Source organism: Rathayibacter sp. Leaf248 (genome assembly GCF_920939495.1).
GTDB lineage: Bacteria > Actinomycetota > Actinomycetes > Actinomycetales > Microbacteriaceae > Rathayibacter > Rathayibacter caricis.
The window spans coordinates 17,946-35,426 of record NZ_CAKLAV010000002.1 but is presented as its reverse complement, the minus strand read 5'-3'; the positions used below and the strand labels follow the sequence as shown (position 1 = coordinate 35,426).

Sequence of the window (17,481 nt, the reverse complement as noted above, 5' to 3'; positions counted from 1 at the left end):
TCGTGCTGACCGGACACGGAGCGCACCCTGTTGATCGAGTAGTCGGCGCAGCCGACGTATCGAGATCCGCGATCACCCGGCGTTCGGGAGGACGTGGATCTCGATACGCCCCTGCGGGGCTACTCGATCAGCAGGGCGGCGGCCCGCTGCGCGGGCTGCTCGATCAGCGAGGGGGAGGCCGCTCGATCAGCGGAGCGTCAGACCGAGGCGTCGGCGAACCACGGTGTCGAGACCGTGGCCAGCGCCTCCACGCCCTGCACCGATGAGCGGAGCAGGTAGTGGTTCTGCTGGTCGTAGAGCGGCAGGATCCAGTACCCGGACAGCACGATCTCCTGCGCCTGGCGGTACAGGTCGGCGCGCTCGTCCGCATCCGTCGTCGCGCTGGCCTGCTCGAGCAGCGCGTCGAGCGCCGGGTCGGCGATCTGCGCGTGGTTGGCGAAGTAGCCGCTGGGCGCGGGGGTGATGCCCGAGGAGGAGTAGAGGATCCGCAGGACGTCGGGCCCGACCTTCGTGTAGGGCGCGCTGACCAGCTCGTACTCGTTCGCCGCGAGAGCCGCGTACCAGCTCGAGAGGTCCAGCAGGCTGATCTCGACGTCGAAGCCGACGGCCTTCGCCGAGGCCTGGATCTGCTCGAAGAGCGACTGCTCGGCCGGGATCGACTGGTTCGTGCTGACCGGGAAGCGGAGCGTGAGCGGCTGCCCGTCCTTCTCGCGGATGCCGTCGCCGTCGGAGTCGGTCCAGCCCGCGGTCTCGAGGAGCTCCTCGGCCGCCGCGACCTCGTCGTCGGAGCCGGCGTCCTCGAAGAGCGAGGGGTCGGAGTAGGCGGTCGCCTCGCTGCTCGACAGCGGCGAGTAGGAGCGCTCGGCGGTGCCGAAGAAGAGGGAGTCGATGGCGTCGTTCACGCCGACCGCGCGGAGGAACGCCTCGCGCACACCGGCGTCGTCGAACGGCGACTGGCCGCTGTTGAGCTCCAGGCGGTTGACCGAGCCGGGGCGCGGGGCGTCGAGCTCGACGAGGTCGGAGGCGTCGGTGGCGGCCTGCAGCGTGTCGGGCTGAGCGTTGTCGATCACGTCGACCTCGCCCGCCTGCAGCGCCGCGTAGCGGGTGGCCGAGTCGGGCAGGAAGCGCCACTCGATGCTCGAGAGGTACGCGGGGCCCTCGTGACCGTCGCCGGTCGGGCCGAACGAGGCGTCGTACGCGTCGTTGCGGGTGAGGGTCACGTGGTCCTGCTTGACCCACTCCGTCACCGTGAACGGACCGGTGCCGACGGGCGCCTCGCAGTTGGCGGCCTCGCCGCGCGCGATGCCGGTGGGCGACTGGATCGCCGTCCACGGCTGGGCGAGCGACTCGAGCAGCGCGCTGTCGGGGGCGCTGAGCGTGAAGCGCGCGACGGTCGGCGAGACGGCGGTGACCGACTCGACCTTGGCGACGGCGAGGTAGCCGGTCGAGGACTTCGTGGCCGGGTCCTGGAGGTGCGCGATGTTCGCGGCGACCGCCTCCGCGTCCAGCGGGGTGCCGTCGGTGAACTCGACGCCCTCGCGCAGCGTGAAGTCGTAGCTGAGCGCATCATCCGAGACGGTCCACGACTCCGCGAGCCACGGCGTGATCGTGCCGTCGGCTTCGCGCGAGACGAGCGACTCGAGCACCTGCGTCGCGAGCAGCGCCTGCGGGTAGTTGCCTCCGACGTGCGGGTCGAGACAGGTGGGCTCGGCGTCGCCGGACGCGTAGGTGAGCACTCCGTCGGCGACGGGGGTCGCGGAGTCGCCTCCCGCGTCGGACTCGGCGGTGCAGCCGCTGAGCAGGAGGGCGCCGGCGGCGAGCGCGGCGGGGAGGATCAGAGAGCGGCGCATGACGTCTTTCGTGGAGGGGTCGGGGGTGCCGGGTTTCTTGGACGCGGCCCAGGAAACGCTAGCAGGACGCGCAGGCCCGCGGGCCGGGTCGCCCGGATCCGCTCCGCAGAGCTCAGCCCGCCGTCGACGCGCGCACGACCAGCTCGGGCTGGAAGAGCACCTGGCGCGGCTCGGCGTCCAGCAGCAGGTCGACCGCCGTCGCGCCGATCAGGGCACTCGGCTGGCGGATGCTCGACAGCGGCACGACCGTCGCCGTCGCGAACGCGATGTCGTCGTAGCCGATGAGGGCGATGTCCTCGGGAACGCGGACGTCGCCCAGCAGCATCAGGGCCTGCAGCACCCCGACCGCGAGCAGGTCGTTCGCGCAGAACACGGCGTCGGGGCGGTCGGAGGCGTCGCGCGCCGCGAGAGCGCGCCCCGCCTCGCGCCCGGCGAGCACCGACAGCGAGTCGGTCGCGATCTCCTCGAGCGAGGCCCCGTCGACCTCGCGCATCGCCGCGCGCGCCCCCGCGAGCCGGTCGGCGACCTGGCGGATCGACTCCGGACCGCCCACCACGGCCAGGCGCCGGCGCCCGAGGCTCAGGAGGTGCTCCACGGCCAGGCGTCCACCCGCCACGTCGTCGACGGCGACCGACGAGAGCGCCGGGTCGAGCGAGTGGCGGTCGACGAGCACGCAGGGGATCCCGTGCGAGCGGAGGCGGTCGAGGCGCGTCGAGTCCTCCCCCAGCGGCGAGATGAGGACGCCGCCCACGCGCTGCTCCTCGAAGAGATCGAGGTAGGCGGCCTCGCGGCCGGCGTCGTCGTCGGTATTGCCGAGCAGGACGGCCAGTCCGGACTCGGCCGCGCGCGCCTCGGCGCCGCGGGCCAGGTCCGAGAAGAAGGGGTTGCCGGCGTCGAGCACGACGAGCCCGATGCTGCGGCTGCGACCGGCGCGGAGCTGCCGCGCGGCGTCGTTGCGGACGAAGCCCAGCTCGGCGATCGCCTCCTGCACGCGGCGGACCGACTCGGCGCCCACCCGCTCGGGCCGGTTGAGCACGTTCGAGACGGTGCCGACGGAGACGCCCGCTCGGGCGGCGACGTCGCGGACGCTCACGGACGGCACGGCGCCTCCTGGGGTCGGGCCGCGCGGCGGGCGGCGGTCCCGGAAGTATGGCACCGGCGCTCGGGTCGTCATCTCCGGGACTGGACGTGCACGGGTGAATGCCTAGTCCCTAGGCTGTGCCCTGACTCGATCATTGGAGCACGGCATGGCCCTCGCCAGCATCCCCGACACCGTCGCCGCCCTCCGGAAGGGCCGCCCCGTCATCGTCGTCGACGACGAGGACCGCGAGAACGAGGGCGACGTGGTCCTGGCCGCGCAGACCGCGAGCGCCGCGACGATCGCGTGGACGGTGCGCAACAGTTCCGGGTTCCTCTGCGCGCCGCTGACGAACGCGATCGCCGACCGGCTCGACCTCCCGCCGATGATCGCCGTCAACCAGGATCCGCGCGGCACCGCGTACACCGTCACGGTCGACGCGGCCGACCGGCTGAGCACCGGGATCAGCGCGGCCGACCGCGCGCACACCCTCCGGGTCCTCGCCGACCCCGACGCCGCTCCCACCGCCCTCACCCGGCCGGGCCACATCCTGCCGCTACGTGCCGTCGACGGAGGGGTGCTCGAGCGCGACGGGCACACCGAGGCCGCCGTCGACCTGCTCCTGCTCGCGGGGCTGCACCCCGTCGCCGGCATCGCCGAGATCGTGGACGACGACGGCGAGATGGCGCGACTGCCGCGCCTGCTCGAGATCGGCGAGCGCGAGGACGTCCTCGTCACCTCGATCGAGCTGCTACAGGCGTTCCTCCGCGAGCGCGGCGGGAGCAGGGACGCGCTCGACGCGGACGGCGCCGATGAGTAGGCCGGGGCCGGTGTCGCCGAGCCGGCTCTCGATCGACCGGCTCTCGCTGGTGACCAAGGTCGCCCGGCTGTACCACGAGGACGGGCTGCGCCAGCCCGAGATCGCGACGCGCCTGCACGTCTCGCAGTCGCGCGTCTCGCGGCTGCTGAAGGAGGCGGTCGCCCTCGGCATCGTGCGCACGATCGTGGTGCCGCCCGCCGGCGTGCACTCCGAGCTGGAGGACACGGTGCGCGACCGCTTCGGCCTGGCCGACGTGGTCGTCGCCGACACGAGCAGCGACGACGAGTACTCGATCCTCGCCGCGCTCAGCGGAGCGGGCGCGGCCTACTTCGAGACGACGCTGACCGGCCACGACCGGGTCGGGATCTCGTCGTGGTCCTCGACCCTGCTCGCGACCGTCGACAAGATGGCGCCGCGCACGGTCAGCACCGCCGACGTGATCGTGCAGGTGCTCGGCGGGCTGGGCACGGCGTCGGTGCAGATGAAGGCCACGCACCTGGTCGAGCGGATGGCCGCCGTCACCGGCGCCTCCCCCGTCTTCTTCTCGGCCCCCGGCATCGTCGCCAGCCGAGGCGCGCGCGACGCGATACTCGAGGACCAGTTCGCCCGCGAGGTGCTGGACGAGTGGTCGCGGCTGACGGTGCTGATCGCCGGCATCGGCAGCGTCGCCCCCTCCCCCATGCTGAAGGACTCGGGCAACGCGATCTCGGCGACCGAGATCGACGCGCTCAGCGAGGCGGGCGCCGTGGGCGACATCTGCCTGCACTTCTTCGATGCGCAGGGCCGCCTGATCGAGACGGGGTTCTCGGAGCGGACGGTCGGCATCGACGCCGCCGCGATGCGCGCGGTGCCGCGGCGGGTGGGCATCGCCGGCGGCGCCCGCAAGTACGAGGCGGTGCGCGCGGCGCTGCGCGGCCGCTGGATCGACGTGATGATCACGGACGTCGACACGGCGCGGAGGCTCGCCGCCGAGCCCGAGGTCTGAGCGCTGCTCGGACGCCGTCGGGACCCGGCGGCGCGCCGATCACCAGATCGTGAAGCCGCCGTCGGCGAGGAGGTCGTGGCCGGTCACGAACGACGCGGCCGGCGACAGGAGGAACACCGCGGGACCCGCCATCTCGAACGGCTCCGCGGTGCGCTGCATCGGCGTCTCCGTGGCGAAGACGGCGACCTGGTCGGCCACCTCGGGGCGGGAGTTCATCGGCGTCATCGTGTAGCCCGGGCTGAGCGAGTTCACCCGCACGCCGCGGGTCGCCCACTCGGCCGCGAGCGACTTCGAGAGGTGGATGACCGCGGCCTTCGCGCTGTTGTAGTGCGCCTGCATCAGTCCGCGGTTCGCGATGCTGCCCGACATCGAGGCGATGTTGACGATGGAGCCGCGCCCGTTCTCGAGCATGGCGCGCGCCTCGGCCTGGCTCGAGACGAAGACGCCGGTGACGTCGACGTCGTAGAGCCGCTTCCAGACGTCCAGCTCCATCTCCTCGGCAGGAGCGGCGTTGGCGATGCCCGCGGCGTTGACCGCGAGGGTCAGCGGGCCCAGCTCGGACTGGATCGTGGCGACCGCGGCGGCCATCGACTCCGGGTCGGTGACGTCGGCCGGCACGGCGAGGGCGCGCCCCCCGGCGGCCTCGATGTCGGCGACGGAGGCCGAGAAGTCGGCGCGGGGCAGGTCGACGAGGCCGACCGCGCCGCCGCTCTCGGCGATCCCGAGCGCGATCGCGCGGCCGATGCCGCTGGCGCCTCCGGTGACGAGGGCGACGTCGCCGTCGAGGCGGAAGGAGAGAGTGGGCATGATGCTCCTGATCGGGGTGGTGGACGGGTTCAGACGGTGGCGAGCGACATGACCGCGGCGGCCGAGGCGGAGTCGCCGTCGAGGATGCCCTGGTTGCGGCCGCGGGCCAGGACCATGACGCGGTGGGCGAGGCCGAGGACCTCGTCGAGGTCGGAGCTGACGACGATGACGGCCGTGCCGCCCTCGGCGAGGTCGCGGATGATCTCGTAGATCGAGGCCCGCGCGCCGACGTCGATGCCGCGGGTCGGCTCGTCGAGGATCACGACCTTGGGGCTGCGTTCCAGCCACTTGCCGATGACGACCTTCTGCTGGTTGCCGCCGGACATCGACGACGCGGCCTGGCCGAGCTGGCCCTTCACTCCCATCTTCTGCGAGATGGCGCTCGCCATGGCGAGCATCCGCTTCGGGGAGACCCAGCCGCCGCCGTCCTTCACCTTGTCGAGGTTGGGGAGGGTGATGTTCTCGGTGATGCTCTGCTCGAGCACGAGGCCCTGCTGCTTGCGGTCCTCCGGGATGAGGACGATGCCCTCGCGGATCGCGTCGCTCGGGCGGTGCGGGCGGAGGTTCCTGCCCTGAATCGTGATGGTGCCCGCCGAGACGCCGTCGGCGCCTCCGATCGCGCGGACCAGCTCGGTGCGGCCGGCGCCGACGATGCCGGCGATGCCGAACACCTCGCCCTCGCGGACCTCGAAGCTGACGTCCTCGAAGCGGCCGTTGCTGCCGGTGAGGCCGTCGATGCCCAGGACCACGCGGGGACGGGGCGCCGCGATCTCGGGGAACAGGCGCTCGACCGAGCGGCCGACCATCTGCTCGACGAGCTGGTCGGGGTGAATGCGGCCGTCCTCGTGCTCGGCGATCTTGCGGCCGTCGCGCAGTACGACGATGCGGTCGGCGATCTGCGCGATCTCGGCGAGGCGGTGGCTGACGTAGACGAACGAGACGCCCTCGGCGCGGAGCGAGCGGACGGTCTCGAACAGCGCGTCCGTCTCGGCCTGGCCGAGCGCGGCGGTCGGCTCGTCGAGGATGAGCAGGCGCGCGTTCAGCATCAGCGCCTTGGCGATCTCGACCTGCTGCGCGCCGGCGACGCTCAGCTCGCGCACGAGCTGGTCCATCCGGCCCTGGAAGCCCAGGCGGCGCAGGTGCACCTCGGCCTGCTCGCGCATGGCCTTCGCGTTCACGAAGCCGGCCCTGCCGGGCCAGCGGCCGATGACCACGTTCTCGGCGACGGTCAGGTCGCCGAGCAGCCGGGTCTCCTGGTGGATCAGCCCGATGCCGACGGCGATCGCCTCGGCGGGGCTCGACGGCGAGTACGGCTCGCCGCGCCAGGTCATCGATCCGCTCGTCGGCGCAGTGACGCCCGCGATGATCGAGGAGAGCGTGGACTTGCCCGCGCCGTTCTCGCCCAGGAGCGCGACGACCTCTCCCGGCCGGATCTCGAGGTCGACCCCGTCCAGGGCGGTCGTCCCGGGGTAGATCTTGGTCGCTCCGGTGACGACGAGCCCCGGCTCGGTCGAGCGCGGCGAGGTCTGCTGCTCCATGGTGCATCTCCTTCGATGTCGGCGGGGGGAAGAGGGGAGGCGGGCGGCGCCGGGTGGGCGCCGCCCGCCGGTGGTGGTTACGGGTGGGTGGTGATGAAGGGCTCGACGTTGTCCTTCGTGGTCAGGACGCCCTCCTGCAGCTGCTCGGCGGGCACCTCTCCGCCGTCGGCCAGCTCGAGAGCCGACTCGAGGGCGAGCTTGCCCATTCCCTGGGTGGGCTGGGTGATGGTGGCGCCGAGGGTGCCGTCCTTCACGGCCTCCAGGCCCGCCTTGTCGCCATCGAAGCCGACGACGAGGATGTCGTCGCGTCCCGCGGCACGGGCGGCGGCGGAGGCGCCGAGCGCGAGCGCGTCGGCCCGGCCGAAGAAGACCGTGATGTCGGGGTTCGACTGCAGCATGTCGGTGGCGATGTCGTAGCCCTCGTCCTGCGCCCACTGGAGCGACGCCTGGCGGGCGACCTCCTTCATCCCGGGCGCCTTCTCGATGGCCGCGGTGAAGCCCTCGTCGCGCGCGAGCTCGGGCGTCGTGCCGACCTGGCCCTGGATGACGCCGATGTTGGCCTCTCCGCCGGTCTGCTCGACGACCCAGTCGCCGAGCGCCTCGGCCGCGGCGACGCTGTCGGTCGCGATGAAGGTGTCGCCGGGCGACCCCTCCGGGTTGCGGTCGACGGTGACGATCGGGATGCCGGCCGAGTTCGCCGCGCGGACGGGGACGGTCGCGGCGGTCGCTCCGGCCGGGATGTAGATGATCGCGCTGACGCCCTGGGTGATGAAGTCCTGGATCTGGCTGACCTGGGTGTCGGAGTCGCCCTTGGCGTCCGAGACGATGACCTTGACGCCCTGCGCCTCGGCCTCGGCCTCGACCGACTGGCGGATCTGGTTGAAGAAGTCGGCCTGGAGGTTCGCGACGGCCAGGCCGACGGTCTTCTCGCCGTCCTCGCCGCCGCCTGCGGTCGAGGCGCAGCCGGTGAGTAGAGCGGCTGCGGCGACGAGCGTCACGGCGCCCGCGGTGATCTTGCGGAACATGGTTCTCCTTGATGGGGTGAGGGCGACCGACTCTGGTCGCCCCGGGAGGGGTGGGTGGGAGGGAGGGAGCGCTAGGCGCGCTTGCGGCGCAGGACGTCGGCCATGACCGCGATCGCGATCACGAGGCCGATGACGATCTGCTGGAGGAACGGCGAGACGCCGATGAGGTTCAGGCCGTTGCGGAGGAATCCGATGATCAGGACGCCGATCACGGTGCCGGTGATCCGGCCGACGCCGCCGGTGAGGCTCGCGCCGCCGATGACGACCGCCGCGATGACGTCGAGCTCGTAGCCGGTGCCCGCGGTGGGCTGGGAGGAGTCGAGGCGCGTCGCGAGGACGATGCCGCCGACTCCGGCGAGCGCGCCCGCCGCGACGTACACCCAGGTCGTGACCCGCTTCACGGGGATGCCGGCGAGGCGCGAGACCTCGGGGCCGCCTCCGATCGCGAACACCGACCGGCCGCCGACGCGGTACTTCAGGTAGGCCCACGCGGCGATGTACAGCGCGATGACGACCATGATCGTGACCGAGAAGAAGCCCAGGAAGCGGTTCGCCGAGAGGTTGAAGAACCACTCCGGGTAGCCGACGATCTGCTGGCCGTCGGTGATCATGTTCGCCAGGCCCCGCGCGATCGACATCATCGCGAGCGTGGCGATGAACGGCGGGAGCTTGGCGATCGTGATCCCGAGGCCGTTCAGCGCTCCGGCGAGACCGCCGACGGCGATCGCGGCGAGCATCGCCAGCGGCAGCGGCCAGCCGCCGTCGTGCGAGAGCCAGCCGAGCACCATCGTCGACAGGCCCAGGATCGCGCCGACCGAGAGGTCGATGCCTCCGGTGATGATGACGAGCGTCGCGCCGATGGCGAGGATGCCCAGCACCGTGACCTGGTCGACCACGTTGACGAGGTTGCGGGCGGTGAAGAAGTTGGGCGCCACGATCGACAGGACGATGAACAGGGCGATGAGGCCGATGAAGCTCCCGGCGCTCCCGCCGAAGTAGGAGGAGACCGGCCGTCGCCCTGTCGGGGTGATCACCGGGTCCTTCAGCAGTGGGGTCTGGATTGACATTGCATGCTCCGTTGGATGAGAGGAGAGAAGGAGGGAGGGGGCGGGACGGGTCAGTTCATGAACATGCCGCCGTCGATGTTGACGGTCTGGCCGGTGATGTACGAGGCGGCGTCGGAGGCGAGGAAGAGCAGGAGGTTCGCGACGTCGGCGGCCTCGGCGGGGCGCTTGAGCGGGATGTCGTCGATCCACTCCTGGATCAGCTCGCCCGGCGCGTAGTCGCCCAGCCGGCGGCCCCACTCGCGGTCGTTGTAGTCCCACATGTCGGTCTTGACGATGCCGGGGCAGTAGGCGTTGACCCGGACCCCGTCCTTCGCGAGTTCCTTCGCGAGCGACTGGGTGAGCCCGATCACTCCGAACTTGCTGGCCGCGTAGTGCGGAGTGAAGATGAAGCCCTGCCGGGCCTGGCCCGACGCGGCGTTCAGGATCACCGCGTGCTCGCTCTCGCGCAGCAGCGGAGCGGCCTCGCGGCAGCAGAGGAACATCGCCGTCGTGTTGACGGTCAGCACCCGCTGGAAGTCGGCCAGGCTCAGGTCGTCGAGGTCCGAGATGGTGATGATGCCGGCGTTGTTGACGAGGACGTCGAGGCGGCCCCAGCGCTCGGCGGCGTCGGCGAACACCGCGCGCACCGCCTCCTCGTCGGTGACGTCGGCGACGACTCCGTGCGCGTCGTACCCGGCCTCGCGCAGCTCCTGCGCGGCCTGCTCGACGACCGCGTCGCGGTCGATCAGCAGCACGGAGGCGCCGGACTCGGCGAAGGCGCGGGCGAGGGCGAGGCCGATGCCGCGTCCGGATCCCGTGACGGCGGCGACCCGACCGGTGAAGTGGTCGAGGTAGATCGGTGAGGCGACCGTGTCGGTCATGGCGTGCTCCTTTGCATGCGGGGAGAAGAAGAGTGGTGCGGGCTAGAGCAGCGAGTGCTCGCGGTGCTCGGCGGGCACGGTCGGCTGGTGGCGGGCCCGGGCGACCGCCTCGAGCCAGCGGGCCCGGCGGCGCTCGGCGGGCAGCGGATCCGCGGAACCGGTGAACGAGAACCGCGCCGGGCGCACGCTCTCGAGCCGGGCGGGGGTCCAGAGTCCGATCGAGAGGCCGGCGAGGTGCGCGACTCCGAGTGCCGACAGCTCGGCGACGGTGGACCGGGCGACGGTGCGCCCGCCGAGGTCGGCCTGCTGCTGCATGAGCCAGTCGTTCCGCGAGGGGCCGCCGTCGGCGAGGATCGTGTCGATCGGGCGTCCGGTGAGCGCCTCGGCGGCGCGCAGCACGTCGTCGATCTGCAGGACGATCGACTCGAAGGCCGCCCGGGCGAGGTGCGCCGGAGTGGTGCCGAGGTCGAATCCGGTGAGGACCGCGGTGGCCGCGGCGTCCCACCAGGGCGCGCCGAGGCCCGCGAAGGCCGGAACGAGGGCGACGCCGTGCGCGTCGTCGACCGTCCTGGCCAGCTGGTCGAGCTCGTCGGCGCTGCGGCCGAGCAGGCGCGAGAGCCACAGCACGGTCGCTCCGGTCGAGAGGACGTTGCCCTCGAACGCCCGGACGGCCCCGGTCGCCGGGTCGCCGAGCGCCCACGCGACGGTGCGGGCGAGGGTGTCGGAGTCGCCGAGGTCGCCGTCGGCCGAGATCCCCATGATCGAGGAGCCGGTGCCGTAGGTCGCCTTCACCGAGCCGGGCTCGCGGACGCCGTGGGCGAAGAGCGCGGCGTGCGAGTCTCCGAGCACGGCGTCGATGCGCACGCCCTGGGCGAGGGCCGCCACGCCGACGATCGGAGCGGTCGGCTCGTCCGACGCGGCGAGGCGCGGCAGCGCGGCCCGCGGGATCCGGAACAGGGCGAGCAGGTCGTCGTCCCAGTCGACCGTGCGGACGTCGAGCAGCTGGGTGCGGCTCGCGTTGCCCGCCTCGATCCGGTGCTCGCCCGTGAGCCGGGCGATCAGCCAGGAGTCGACCGTGCCCAGCGCGAGGCGGCCCGCGCTGCTGAGGCTGCGGTCGGGGTCGACCGCGTCGAGCAGCCACTCGAACTTGAGTGCCGAGAACATGGGGTCCAGCGGGAGGCCCGAGACGCGGCGCACCCACGGGCCGTTCCCGGCCGCGAGCAGCTCCTCCGCCCGGGCGAGCGTGCGCCGGTCCTGCCAGCCCAGGACGGGGCCGAGGGCCTCGCCCGTGACGCGGTCCCAGACGACCGCGGACTCGCGCTGGTTCGCGAGCCCGACCGACACGATCCGGTCGCCGAGCGTGCCCGCGAGCGTCTCGAGGGTGCTCGTGACGCTGCGGAGGATCTCCTCGGCGTCCTGCTCCACCCAGCCGGCCGCGGGGTGGAGCTGGCGGAGCTCGACGGCGGCCGACGCGATGATCGCGCCGGAGGCGTCGACGGCGACGGACTTCGTCGAGCTCGTGCCCTGATCGACCGCGACGACGACGGCGTCGTCGCGAAGGGAGTCAGCCATTGCTCACGGCTTCCCGCGCGGCGCGCGCGATGCCCTCGACGCTCAGCCCGAAGTGCTCGAGCAGGAACTCGGTGTCGCCCGTGGGCGCGAACTCGGTGAGCCCGAGGATCCGGAGGGGGACACGGGCACCGCCGCCGAGCTGCGACACGATCGACGCGACTCCGGCACCGAGGCCGCCGGCGATGTTCGCCTCCTCCGCCGTGACGATCGCGCGGGTCTCGTTCGCCGCGGCCGTGACGGCCTCGACGTCGAAGGGCGCGATGTAGGAGGCGTTGAGCACGCGGGTCGAGAACCCCTGGCCGTCGAGCAGCTCGGCCGCCTGGACCGCCCGAGACACGAGCGTGCCGGTCGCGATGATCGTGACGTCCGTGCCCTCGCGGACCGTCTGGAAGCGGCCGCGCTCGAGCGTCGACTCCGAAGTGGACACGTCGGGCACCTTGTGCCGGCCGACGCGGAGGAAGGTGGGGCGCGGGTCGGCGACGGCCTGGCGCACGGCGAGACGGGTCTGGTGGCGGTCGGCCGGGACGATGATGTCCAGTCCCGGCAGCGCGCGCAGCCAGCTGAGGTCCTCGACCGAGTGGTGGGTCGGGCCGAGCTCGCCGTAGGCCATGCCGGGCGACATGCCGCAGAGGATCACCTTGTGCTGGCTGTAGGCGACGTCGGCCTTGACCTGCTCGAGCGAGCGGCCGGTGAGGAACGGGCTCGCCGCGCAGACGAAGGGGATGTAGCCCGCGCTCGCGAGACCGGCCCCGACGCCGACGAGGGCCTGCTCGGCGATCCCGACGTTGATCAGCCGGTCGGGGAACTCGGTCTTGAACGCCCCGAGGTTGGAGGAGCCGACGGAGTCGTTGCAGACCGCGACGATGCGCTCGTCGGTGCGGGCGAGCTCGATGAGCTCCTCCGCGAACGCGACCCTGTTGTCGTAGGCGGCGACGGTCGACACGGTGGTCGTCTCCCTGCTCATGCGAGTTCCTCCAGTGCCAGGACGACCTGCTCGGCCGACGGGACTTTGTGATGCCATTCGACGCGGTCCTCGATGAAGGAGACGCCCTTGCCCTTGATGGTGTTCGCGATGACCGCGACCGGCTTGCCGGTGGTCGAGGGCCCGAAGGCCTCGAGGAGCTGGCCCCAGTCGTGGCCGTCGATGATGCGCAGCTCGAAGCCGAAGGCGAGGAGCTTCTCGTCCAGCGGGTCGAGCGAGGAGGTGTCCTCGGTGCGGGCGCCCTGCTGGAGGCGGTTGCGGTCGACGATCGCGGTGAGGTTGTCGAGGCCGTAGTGGGCGGCCGTCATGAGGGCCTCCCAGTTGCTGCCCTCCTGCATCTCGCCGTCGCCCATGACGGCGAAGACGCGGGAGCCGTCCTGGCTGAGCTTGGCCGCGAGGGCCTGGCCGACGGCGACGGGCAGACCGTGACCGAGCGGACCGGTGTTGGTCTCGACTCCGGGGACCTTGTTGCGGTTGGGGTGGCCGTTGAGGGCCGAGAGCGGGGCCATGAACGTCGTGAGCTCGCTCGGGGAGAAGTAGCCGCAGCTCGCGAGAGTCGCGTAGAGCGCCGCGGCGCAGTGGCCCTTGCTGAGAATGAAGCGGTCGCGACCGGGCTTCGCGGGGTCGGACGGGTCGATGCGGAGCGTCGAGTTGAACAGCGTCGTGAGGATGTCGGTGACCGAGAAGTCGCCGCCGATGTGGCCGAGGCCGGCGGTGTCGATCATGAGGACGATGTCGCGGCGGGTGTGCCGCGCGCGCTCGTCGAGGAGGCGGTCGCGGACGTCGGCCGGCGCCTGTGCCAGTTCGGAGGTCAGCTCTCGCCATCGAGCGAGCTGACCGGTGTCGGCTTCGAGCATTTGAATACCTATTCAGTAGCGGGTGAACGTGCTGTCTGTGGTCGTGACTTTATACACGGGCGGCAGCGGATGGCAATGCTTTCGGGCGGATCGAGCCCGGATCGCGCTCGGTTCGCGCTCGGTTCACGCTCGGTCCGCGCTCTTTGACACGCCCCGCGGCCTCGCGATACGCTCGGCGGGCACTCGTGTGAAACGATTCACGCACCCCTCCGAACGAAGGAGCCGCTCGATGTCGAGTGACGTCCCCCTCACCCGGGTCTGCTTCCAGCTCCAGGTGAAGCCCGACCGCCTCGAGGAGTACAAGGAGCGCCACGCGGCCGTGTGGCCCGACATGTTGAGGGCCCTGAAGGCCACCGGCTGGAACAACTACTCGCTCTTCGTCCGCGAGGACGGGCTGCTCATCGGCTACGTCGAGACGCCCTCGATCGTCGACGCGCAGGCCGCGATGGCCCGCACCGAGGTCAACGCCCGCTGGCAGGCCGAGATGGGCGAGTTCTTCGTCGACCTCGACGGCGCGCCGGACGAGGGCTTCCTCCCCCTGACCGAGGTCTTCCACCTGGAGGACCAGCTCGCGGCGCTCGACGCCACTCCCACCCCTCTCGCAGAAGGACACGCCTCGTGACCGAACTCACCCCCGACGTCCTCAGCCAGCTCGAGCAGCAGGCGATCGAACTGCCCTCGTGGGCCTTCGGCAACGCCGGCACCCGCTTCAAGGTGTTCGCCACTCCCGGCACGCCCCGCACCATCGAGGAGAAGATCTCGGACGCGGCGACCGTCAACGAGCTCACCGGACTGGCGCCGACCGTCGCGCTGCACATCCCGTGGGACAAGGTGGACGACTACTCGGCGCTCGGCGACTACGCCGCGTCGAAGGGCGTGGCGCTGGGCACCATCAACTCCAACACCTTCCAGGACGACGACTACAAGTTCGGCTCGCTCACGCACTCCGACCCGGTGATCCGCCAGAAGGCGATCGACCACCACCTCGCCTGCATCGACATCATGGACGCGACCGGCTCGCGCGACCTCAAGATCTGGCTCGCCGACGGCTCGAACTACCCCGGCCAGCAGGACATCCGCGGCCGCCAGGACCGTCTCGCCGACTCCCTCGCGACCATCTACGAGCGCCTGGGCGCCGAGCAGCGGATGGTGCTCGAGTACAAGTTCTTCGAGCCCGCGTTCTACCACATGGATGTGCCGGACTGGGGCACCTCGTACGCGCACGTGGCCGCGCTGGGCGACCGCGCACTGGTCTGCCTCGACACCGGCCACCACGCCCCGGGCACCAACATCGAGTTCATCGTCGCCCAGCTGCTGCGTCTCGGGAAGCTCGGCTCGTTCGACTTCAACTCGCGCTTCTACGCCGACGACGACCTGATCGTCGGAGCCGCCGACCCGTTCCAGCTGTTCCGGATCCTCTTCGAGGTGGTGCGCGGAGGCGGCTACGGCCCCGACTCGCCCGTCGCATTCATGCTCGACCAGTGCCACAACGTCGAGGACAAGATCCCCGGCCAGATCCGCTCGGTGCTGAACGTGCAGGAGATGACGGCGCGCGCGCTGCTCGTCGACCGCGCGGAGCTCGAGAAGGCGCAGCTCGCGGGCGACGTGCTCGGCGCGAACGGGATCCTGATGGACGCCTTCTACTCGGACGTGCGCCCGGCCCTCGCCGCCTGGCGCGAGACCCGCGGCCTGCCCGCGGACCCGATGCGCGAGTACGCCGCGTCGGGCCGCGCCGAGCAGCTCGCCGCCGAGCGCGTCGGCGGCACCCAGTCCAGCTGGGGCGCCTGACGCCCCGCCCCCCTTTGCTGATCGAGTAGCCCGCGCAGCGGGCGTCTCGAGATCCCCGTCACCCGGACCCCGGGAGAGGCGGGTCTCGATACGCCCCTCCGGGGCTGCTCGACCAGCAAGCGGGATCTGAGGGGACGCAGAACCAAGGCTGAGCGGCCGGATGGCGCGGATCGGCGCGGAACCGCGACGCTCAGCCTTACTTCTGCAGCCCGGGCTGGCGCACCGCGCGACGTCCGGCGCCATCCCGCCCCGGCGCTCGCGTCGCTGCTATTGTGGATTCAATCGACCCCCTCCCAAGCCTCTCCACGATGCTCACATGGGAGGGGCCTTTTCTTTGTCCCGAGGAGGCCGACGTGGGCCTCAAGCCCGGTCTCTCCTCCCCGCAGCTGGTGCGCCTTCTCCTCGACCGCGGTCTCGAGATCGCCGATCCGGACGCCTGCGCCCGCTTCCTCGACGTGCAGGGCTACTACCGGTTCTCCGGATACCTCCGGTACTTCCAGCGCGCACCACACCGCGGAGACGACCGCTTCGAAGAGGGGAGCACGTTCGAGGCGGTCAGGGCGGTCTACGACGCGGACGCACTCCTCCGCGAGACGCTCACGGGCCCGCTGGCTCGTGCCGAGTTGCTCCTGAGGAGCCGGACTGCTCAGGCGATCGCCGAGATCCACGGTCCGTACCGCACCTACCTCGAGACGGCCTTCTACACGGACGCGCCGAGCGCACAGCCGACTGCCGAGTCGTGCCTGAGGGACATCGAGCGGAGCAGGGGGCGGCACATCCTGCGGTACACGGACTCCACCGGAGCCACGCGGTTCGACGAGCTGCCGGTGTGGTCGGCCGTGGAGGCCTGGTCGTTCGGCACGCTGTCGAAGTGCATCGAGCGCGGAGACGGAGGAACGCTGTCCGAAGCAGTGGCAGCGCGCCTCGGCGCAGCCCGGTCCGGCTTCGCCTCCCGCGTGAGAGCTCTGGTCTACCTGCGCAACAGATGCGCCCATCAGAGTCGCCTCTGGAACCACTCGCTCATCGATGCGGGCCCCACACCCAACAACGTCCGCGCGAAGGCGAAGCGCCTCGCCGGCCAGTTCGATCCGCGCTCAGTGCTCGACGCGGTCGCGTCTCTCGACGACATCCTCCGCCGGGGCGAGGGCGGGCTTCCCGCACTGCCCGGCCTGGTCGAGAAGCACGCCTCCCACGCAGTGCTGTGGCGAGGTCTCGCCGCCCCCCAGAGCCCGCGCGATCACACCGCGGCCACCGCGCCCGCTCGGTGACGTGCTCGCTGCGGAGGCGCGCACCGCGTCGATCCGCTGATGCCTCAGTTCTGCGGGTCGGCCCCGCGCACCGCGCGGCTCAGGGCCTCGATCACGTCGTGCGCCGCGCCGCGGCCCGCGCGGGTGGGCACCAGCGGGTAGACGTGGAGCTGCCCGACGGCCTCGTGCAGCTCGAACGGCACTCCGACCGCCGCGGCCTTCGCCGCCAGCAGGTGCACGTCTGGGTTCAGCACGTCGCGGGTGCCGGTGAACACGGTCAGCGGCCCGAGCCCCGCGTACTCCCCGAACAGCGGGCTCACCGCCGGATCGAGCAGGTCGAGCTCCCCGCGCCAGTGCTCCGCGAGCACGCGGCCGCCTGGGGTGCCGAGCCACGGATCGGTCGGCTGCACCTCCGGGATGCGCGGGTTGCTCCACGAGAGGTCGAGCGCCGGCGAGATCAGCACGGTGCGCGGCAGCACCACGCCCTCATCGCGGAGCGCCAGCGCCGTCGACAGCGCGATCTGCCCGCCGGCGGAGTCGCCCGCGAGGCAGGTCGGTCCGTGGCGCTCCAGGCTCCTGCGCACCAGGGCGAGAACGCCGTCGCGCGCCTCGAGAGCGGTGCCGAACGGCACCAGCGGGTAGATCGGCAGCGTGACGGCGATCGATGCCTCCGCCGCGATGCGGGCCGCGAGCCGCCAGTGCTGCGGGTGGATCTCGTTGACCCAGCCGCCGCCGTGCGCGTACACCGTCCCTCCGACCACGCGGCCCCGCGGAACCAGCGTGTACACGGGCCACCCGTCGACGTGCTCGACGTCCACGCGGATCCCGGACGCCAGCCGCGCGGGCGGCCCGTAGGGCGCGGGACGCAGCTCCGCCTCGCGGATCCGCCGCCGGGTCCCCTCCCCGGTCACGAACGTGCGGTTCGCTCGCGCGAGCCGCAGCGCGAGCGGGACGAGGGCGTCGGGCACCGTGGGCGTCATCCCGCGAGCATCACCGACGGCGGTG

Annotated in this window: 15 protein-coding genes and 1 pseudogene; 5 read left to right on the top strand and 11 right to left on the bottom strand. The window is 71.9% G+C overall.

What is annotated here, in order from left to right; translation table 11 throughout:
* Positions 1 to 197: 197 nt before the first annotated feature.
* Positions 198 to 1,850, bottom strand: coding sequence for an ABC transporter substrate-binding protein (locus tag LRG51_RS13195; protein ID WP_230673153.1), 1,653 nt, complete (start codon positions 1,848 to 1,850; stop codon positions 198 to 200).
* 112 nt (positions 1,851 to 1,962) lie between these two features.
* Complete coding sequence (locus tag LRG51_RS13190; RefSeq protein WP_230673152.1) at positions 1,963 to 2,952, bottom strand: LacI family DNA-binding transcriptional regulator; 990 nt, start codon at positions 2,950 to 2,952, stop codon at positions 1,963 to 1,965.
* Positions 2,953 to 3,097: 145 nt separating this feature from the next.
* On the opposite strand from LRG51_RS13190, the pseudogene ribB reads away from it, so the two are divergent.
* Together ribB and LRG51_RS13180 are read left to right on the top strand one after the other, a co-directional pair.
* Positions 3,098 to 3,700, top strand: a pseudogene (gene ribB, locus LRG51_RS13185) (3,4-dihydroxy-2-butanone-4-phosphate synthase); the annotation flags it as partial.
* Between the two features lie 58 nt (positions 3,701 to 3,758).
* The gene (locus LRG51_RS13180; protein ID WP_230673151.1) at positions 3,759 to 4,733 is read left to right on the top strand and encodes a sugar-binding transcriptional regulator; all 975 of its coding nucleotides are present in this window, start codon (positions 3,759 to 3,761) and stop codon (positions 4,731 to 4,733) included.
* A gap of 39 nt (positions 4,734 to 4,772) precedes the next feature.
* Here the strand turns inward: LRG51_RS13180 and LRG51_RS13175 are convergent, their stop codons facing one another.
* The 8 genes from LRG51_RS13175 to LRG51_RS13140 form a co-directional block, all read right to left on the bottom strand.
* A complete protein-coding gene (locus LRG51_RS13175) occupies positions 4,773 to 5,540 on the bottom strand; it encodes an SDR family oxidoreductase (RefSeq protein ID WP_055789696.1) in 768 nt (255 codons plus the stop codon).
* Positions 5,541 to 5,569: 29 nt separating this feature from the next.
* Entirely contained in the window at positions 5,570 to 7,078 is a 1,509-nt protein-coding gene (locus LRG51_RS13170; RefSeq protein WP_230673150.1) for a sugar ABC transporter ATP-binding protein, read from the bottom strand.
* Between the two features lie 77 nt (positions 7,079 to 7,155).
* The gene (locus LRG51_RS13165) at positions 7,156 to 8,103 is read right to left on the bottom strand and encodes a substrate-binding domain-containing protein (RefSeq protein WP_230673149.1); all 948 of its coding nucleotides are present in this window, start codon (positions 8,101 to 8,103) and stop codon (positions 7,156 to 7,158) included.
* 71 nt (positions 8,104 to 8,174) lie between these two features.
* Complete coding sequence (locus LRG51_RS13160; protein WP_055789685.1) at positions 8,175 to 9,170, bottom strand: ABC transporter permease; 996 nt, start codon at positions 9,168 to 9,170, stop codon at positions 8,175 to 8,177.
* A gap of 50 nt (positions 9,171 to 9,220) precedes the next feature.
* Positions 9,221 to 10,030: an SDR family NAD(P)-dependent oxidoreductase gene (locus LRG51_RS13155; protein WP_230673148.1), complete on the bottom strand. Its 810-nt coding sequence runs from the start codon at positions 10,028 to 10,030 to the stop codon at positions 9,221 to 9,223.
* A 42-nt stretch (positions 10,031 to 10,072) separates the two neighbouring features.
* Complete coding sequence (locus LRG51_RS13150; RefSeq protein WP_230673147.1) at positions 10,073 to 11,602, bottom strand: FGGY family carbohydrate kinase; 1,530 nt, start codon at positions 11,600 to 11,602, stop codon at positions 10,073 to 10,075.
* Complete coding sequence (locus LRG51_RS13145; RefSeq protein ID WP_230673146.1) at positions 11,595 to 12,566, bottom strand: transketolase family protein; 972 nt, start codon at positions 12,564 to 12,566, stop codon at positions 11,595 to 11,597. The genes LRG51_RS13150 and LRG51_RS13145 overlap by 8 nt, the downstream gene beginning before the upstream one ends.
* Entirely contained in the window at positions 12,563 to 13,441 is an 879-nt protein-coding gene (locus tag LRG51_RS13140; RefSeq protein ID WP_230673145.1) for a transketolase, read from the bottom strand. The genes LRG51_RS13145 and LRG51_RS13140 overlap by 4 nt, the downstream gene beginning before the upstream one ends.
* Before the next feature lie 229 nt (positions 13,442 to 13,670).
* Here LRG51_RS13140 and LRG51_RS13135 point away from each other — a divergent pair, with 229 nt between their 5' ends.
* The 3 genes from LRG51_RS13135 to LRG51_RS13125 all read left to right on the top strand — a co-directional run bounded on the left by LRG51_RS13135 (position 13,671) and on the right by LRG51_RS13125 (position 16,497).
* The gene (locus LRG51_RS13135; RefSeq protein ID WP_230673144.1) at positions 13,671 to 14,063 is read left to right on the top strand and encodes an L-rhamnose mutarotase; all 393 of its coding nucleotides are present in this window, start codon (positions 13,671 to 13,673) and stop codon (positions 14,061 to 14,063) included.
* Positions 14,060 to 15,229, top strand: a complete 1,170-nt coding sequence (rhaI, locus tag LRG51_RS13130) for an L-rhamnose isomerase (protein WP_077222065.1) — start codon at positions 14,060 to 14,062, stop codon at positions 15,227 to 15,229. Before LRG51_RS13135 ends, rhaI begins: the two co-directional genes overlap by 4 nt.
* Before the next feature lie 308 nt (positions 15,230 to 15,537).
* A complete protein-coding gene (locus LRG51_RS13125; protein ID WP_230673143.1) occupies positions 15,538 to 16,497 on the top strand; it encodes an Abi family protein in 960 nt (319 codons plus the stop codon).
* Positions 16,498 to 16,541: 44 nt separating this feature from the next.
* Here the strand turns inward: LRG51_RS13125 and LRG51_RS13120 are convergent, their stop codons facing one another.
* On the bottom strand, positions 16,542 to 17,456 hold the full coding sequence (locus tag LRG51_RS13120) for an alpha/beta hydrolase fold domain-containing protein (protein WP_230673142.1): 915 nt from the start codon (positions 17,454 to 17,456) through the stop codon (positions 16,542 to 16,544).
* Positions 17,457 to 17,481 lie beyond the last annotated feature (25 nt).

Bases quoted from the DNA above. Each gene is read 5' to 3' on its own strand.
- LRG51_RS13140 (WP_230673145.1), bottom strand. From the start codon at position 13,441: ATGCTCGAAGCCGACACCGGTCAGCTCGCTCGATGGCGAGAGCTGACC.
- LRG51_RS13165 (WP_230673149.1), bottom strand. From the start codon at position 8,103: ATGTTCCGCAAGATCACCGCGGGCGCCGTGACGCTCGTCGCCGCAGCC.
- LRG51_RS13150 (WP_230673147.1), bottom strand. From the start codon at position 11,602: ATGGCTGACTCCCTTCGCGACGACGCCGTCGTCGTCGCGGTCGATCAG.
- LRG51_RS13160 (WP_055789685.1), bottom strand. From the start codon at position 9,170: ATGTCAATCCAGACCCCACTGCTGAAGGACCCGGTGATCACCCCGACA.
- LRG51_RS13135 (WP_230673144.1), top strand. From the start codon at position 13,671: ATGTCGAGTGACGTCCCCCTCACCCGGGTCTGCTTCCAGCTCCAGGTG.
- LRG51_RS13175 (WP_055789696.1), bottom strand. From the start codon at position 5,540: ATGCCCACTCTCTCCTTCCGCCTCGACGGCGACGTCGCCCTCGTCACC.
- LRG51_RS13170 (WP_230673150.1), bottom strand. From the start codon at position 7,078: ATGGAGCAGCAGACCTCGCCGCGCTCGACCGAGCCGGGGCTCGTCGTC.
- LRG51_RS13155 (WP_230673148.1), bottom strand. From the start codon at position 10,030: ATGACCGACACGGTCGCCTCACCGATCTACCTCGACCACTTCACCGGT.
- LRG51_RS13145 (WP_230673146.1), bottom strand. From the start codon at position 12,566: ATGAGCAGGGAGACGACCACCGTGTCGACCGTCGCCGCCTACGACAAC.
- LRG51_RS13120 (WP_230673142.1), bottom strand. From the start codon at position 17,456: ATGACGCCCACGGTGCCCGACGCCCTCGTCCCGCTCGCGCTGCGGCTC.
- LRG51_RS13125 (WP_230673143.1), top strand. From the start codon at position 15,538: ATGCTCACATGGGAGGGGCCTTTTCTTTGTCCCGAGGAGGCCGACGTG.
- LRG51_RS13195 (WP_230673153.1), bottom strand. From the start codon at position 1,850: ATGCGCCGCTCTCTGATCCTCCCCGCCGCGCTCGCCGCCGGCGCCCTC.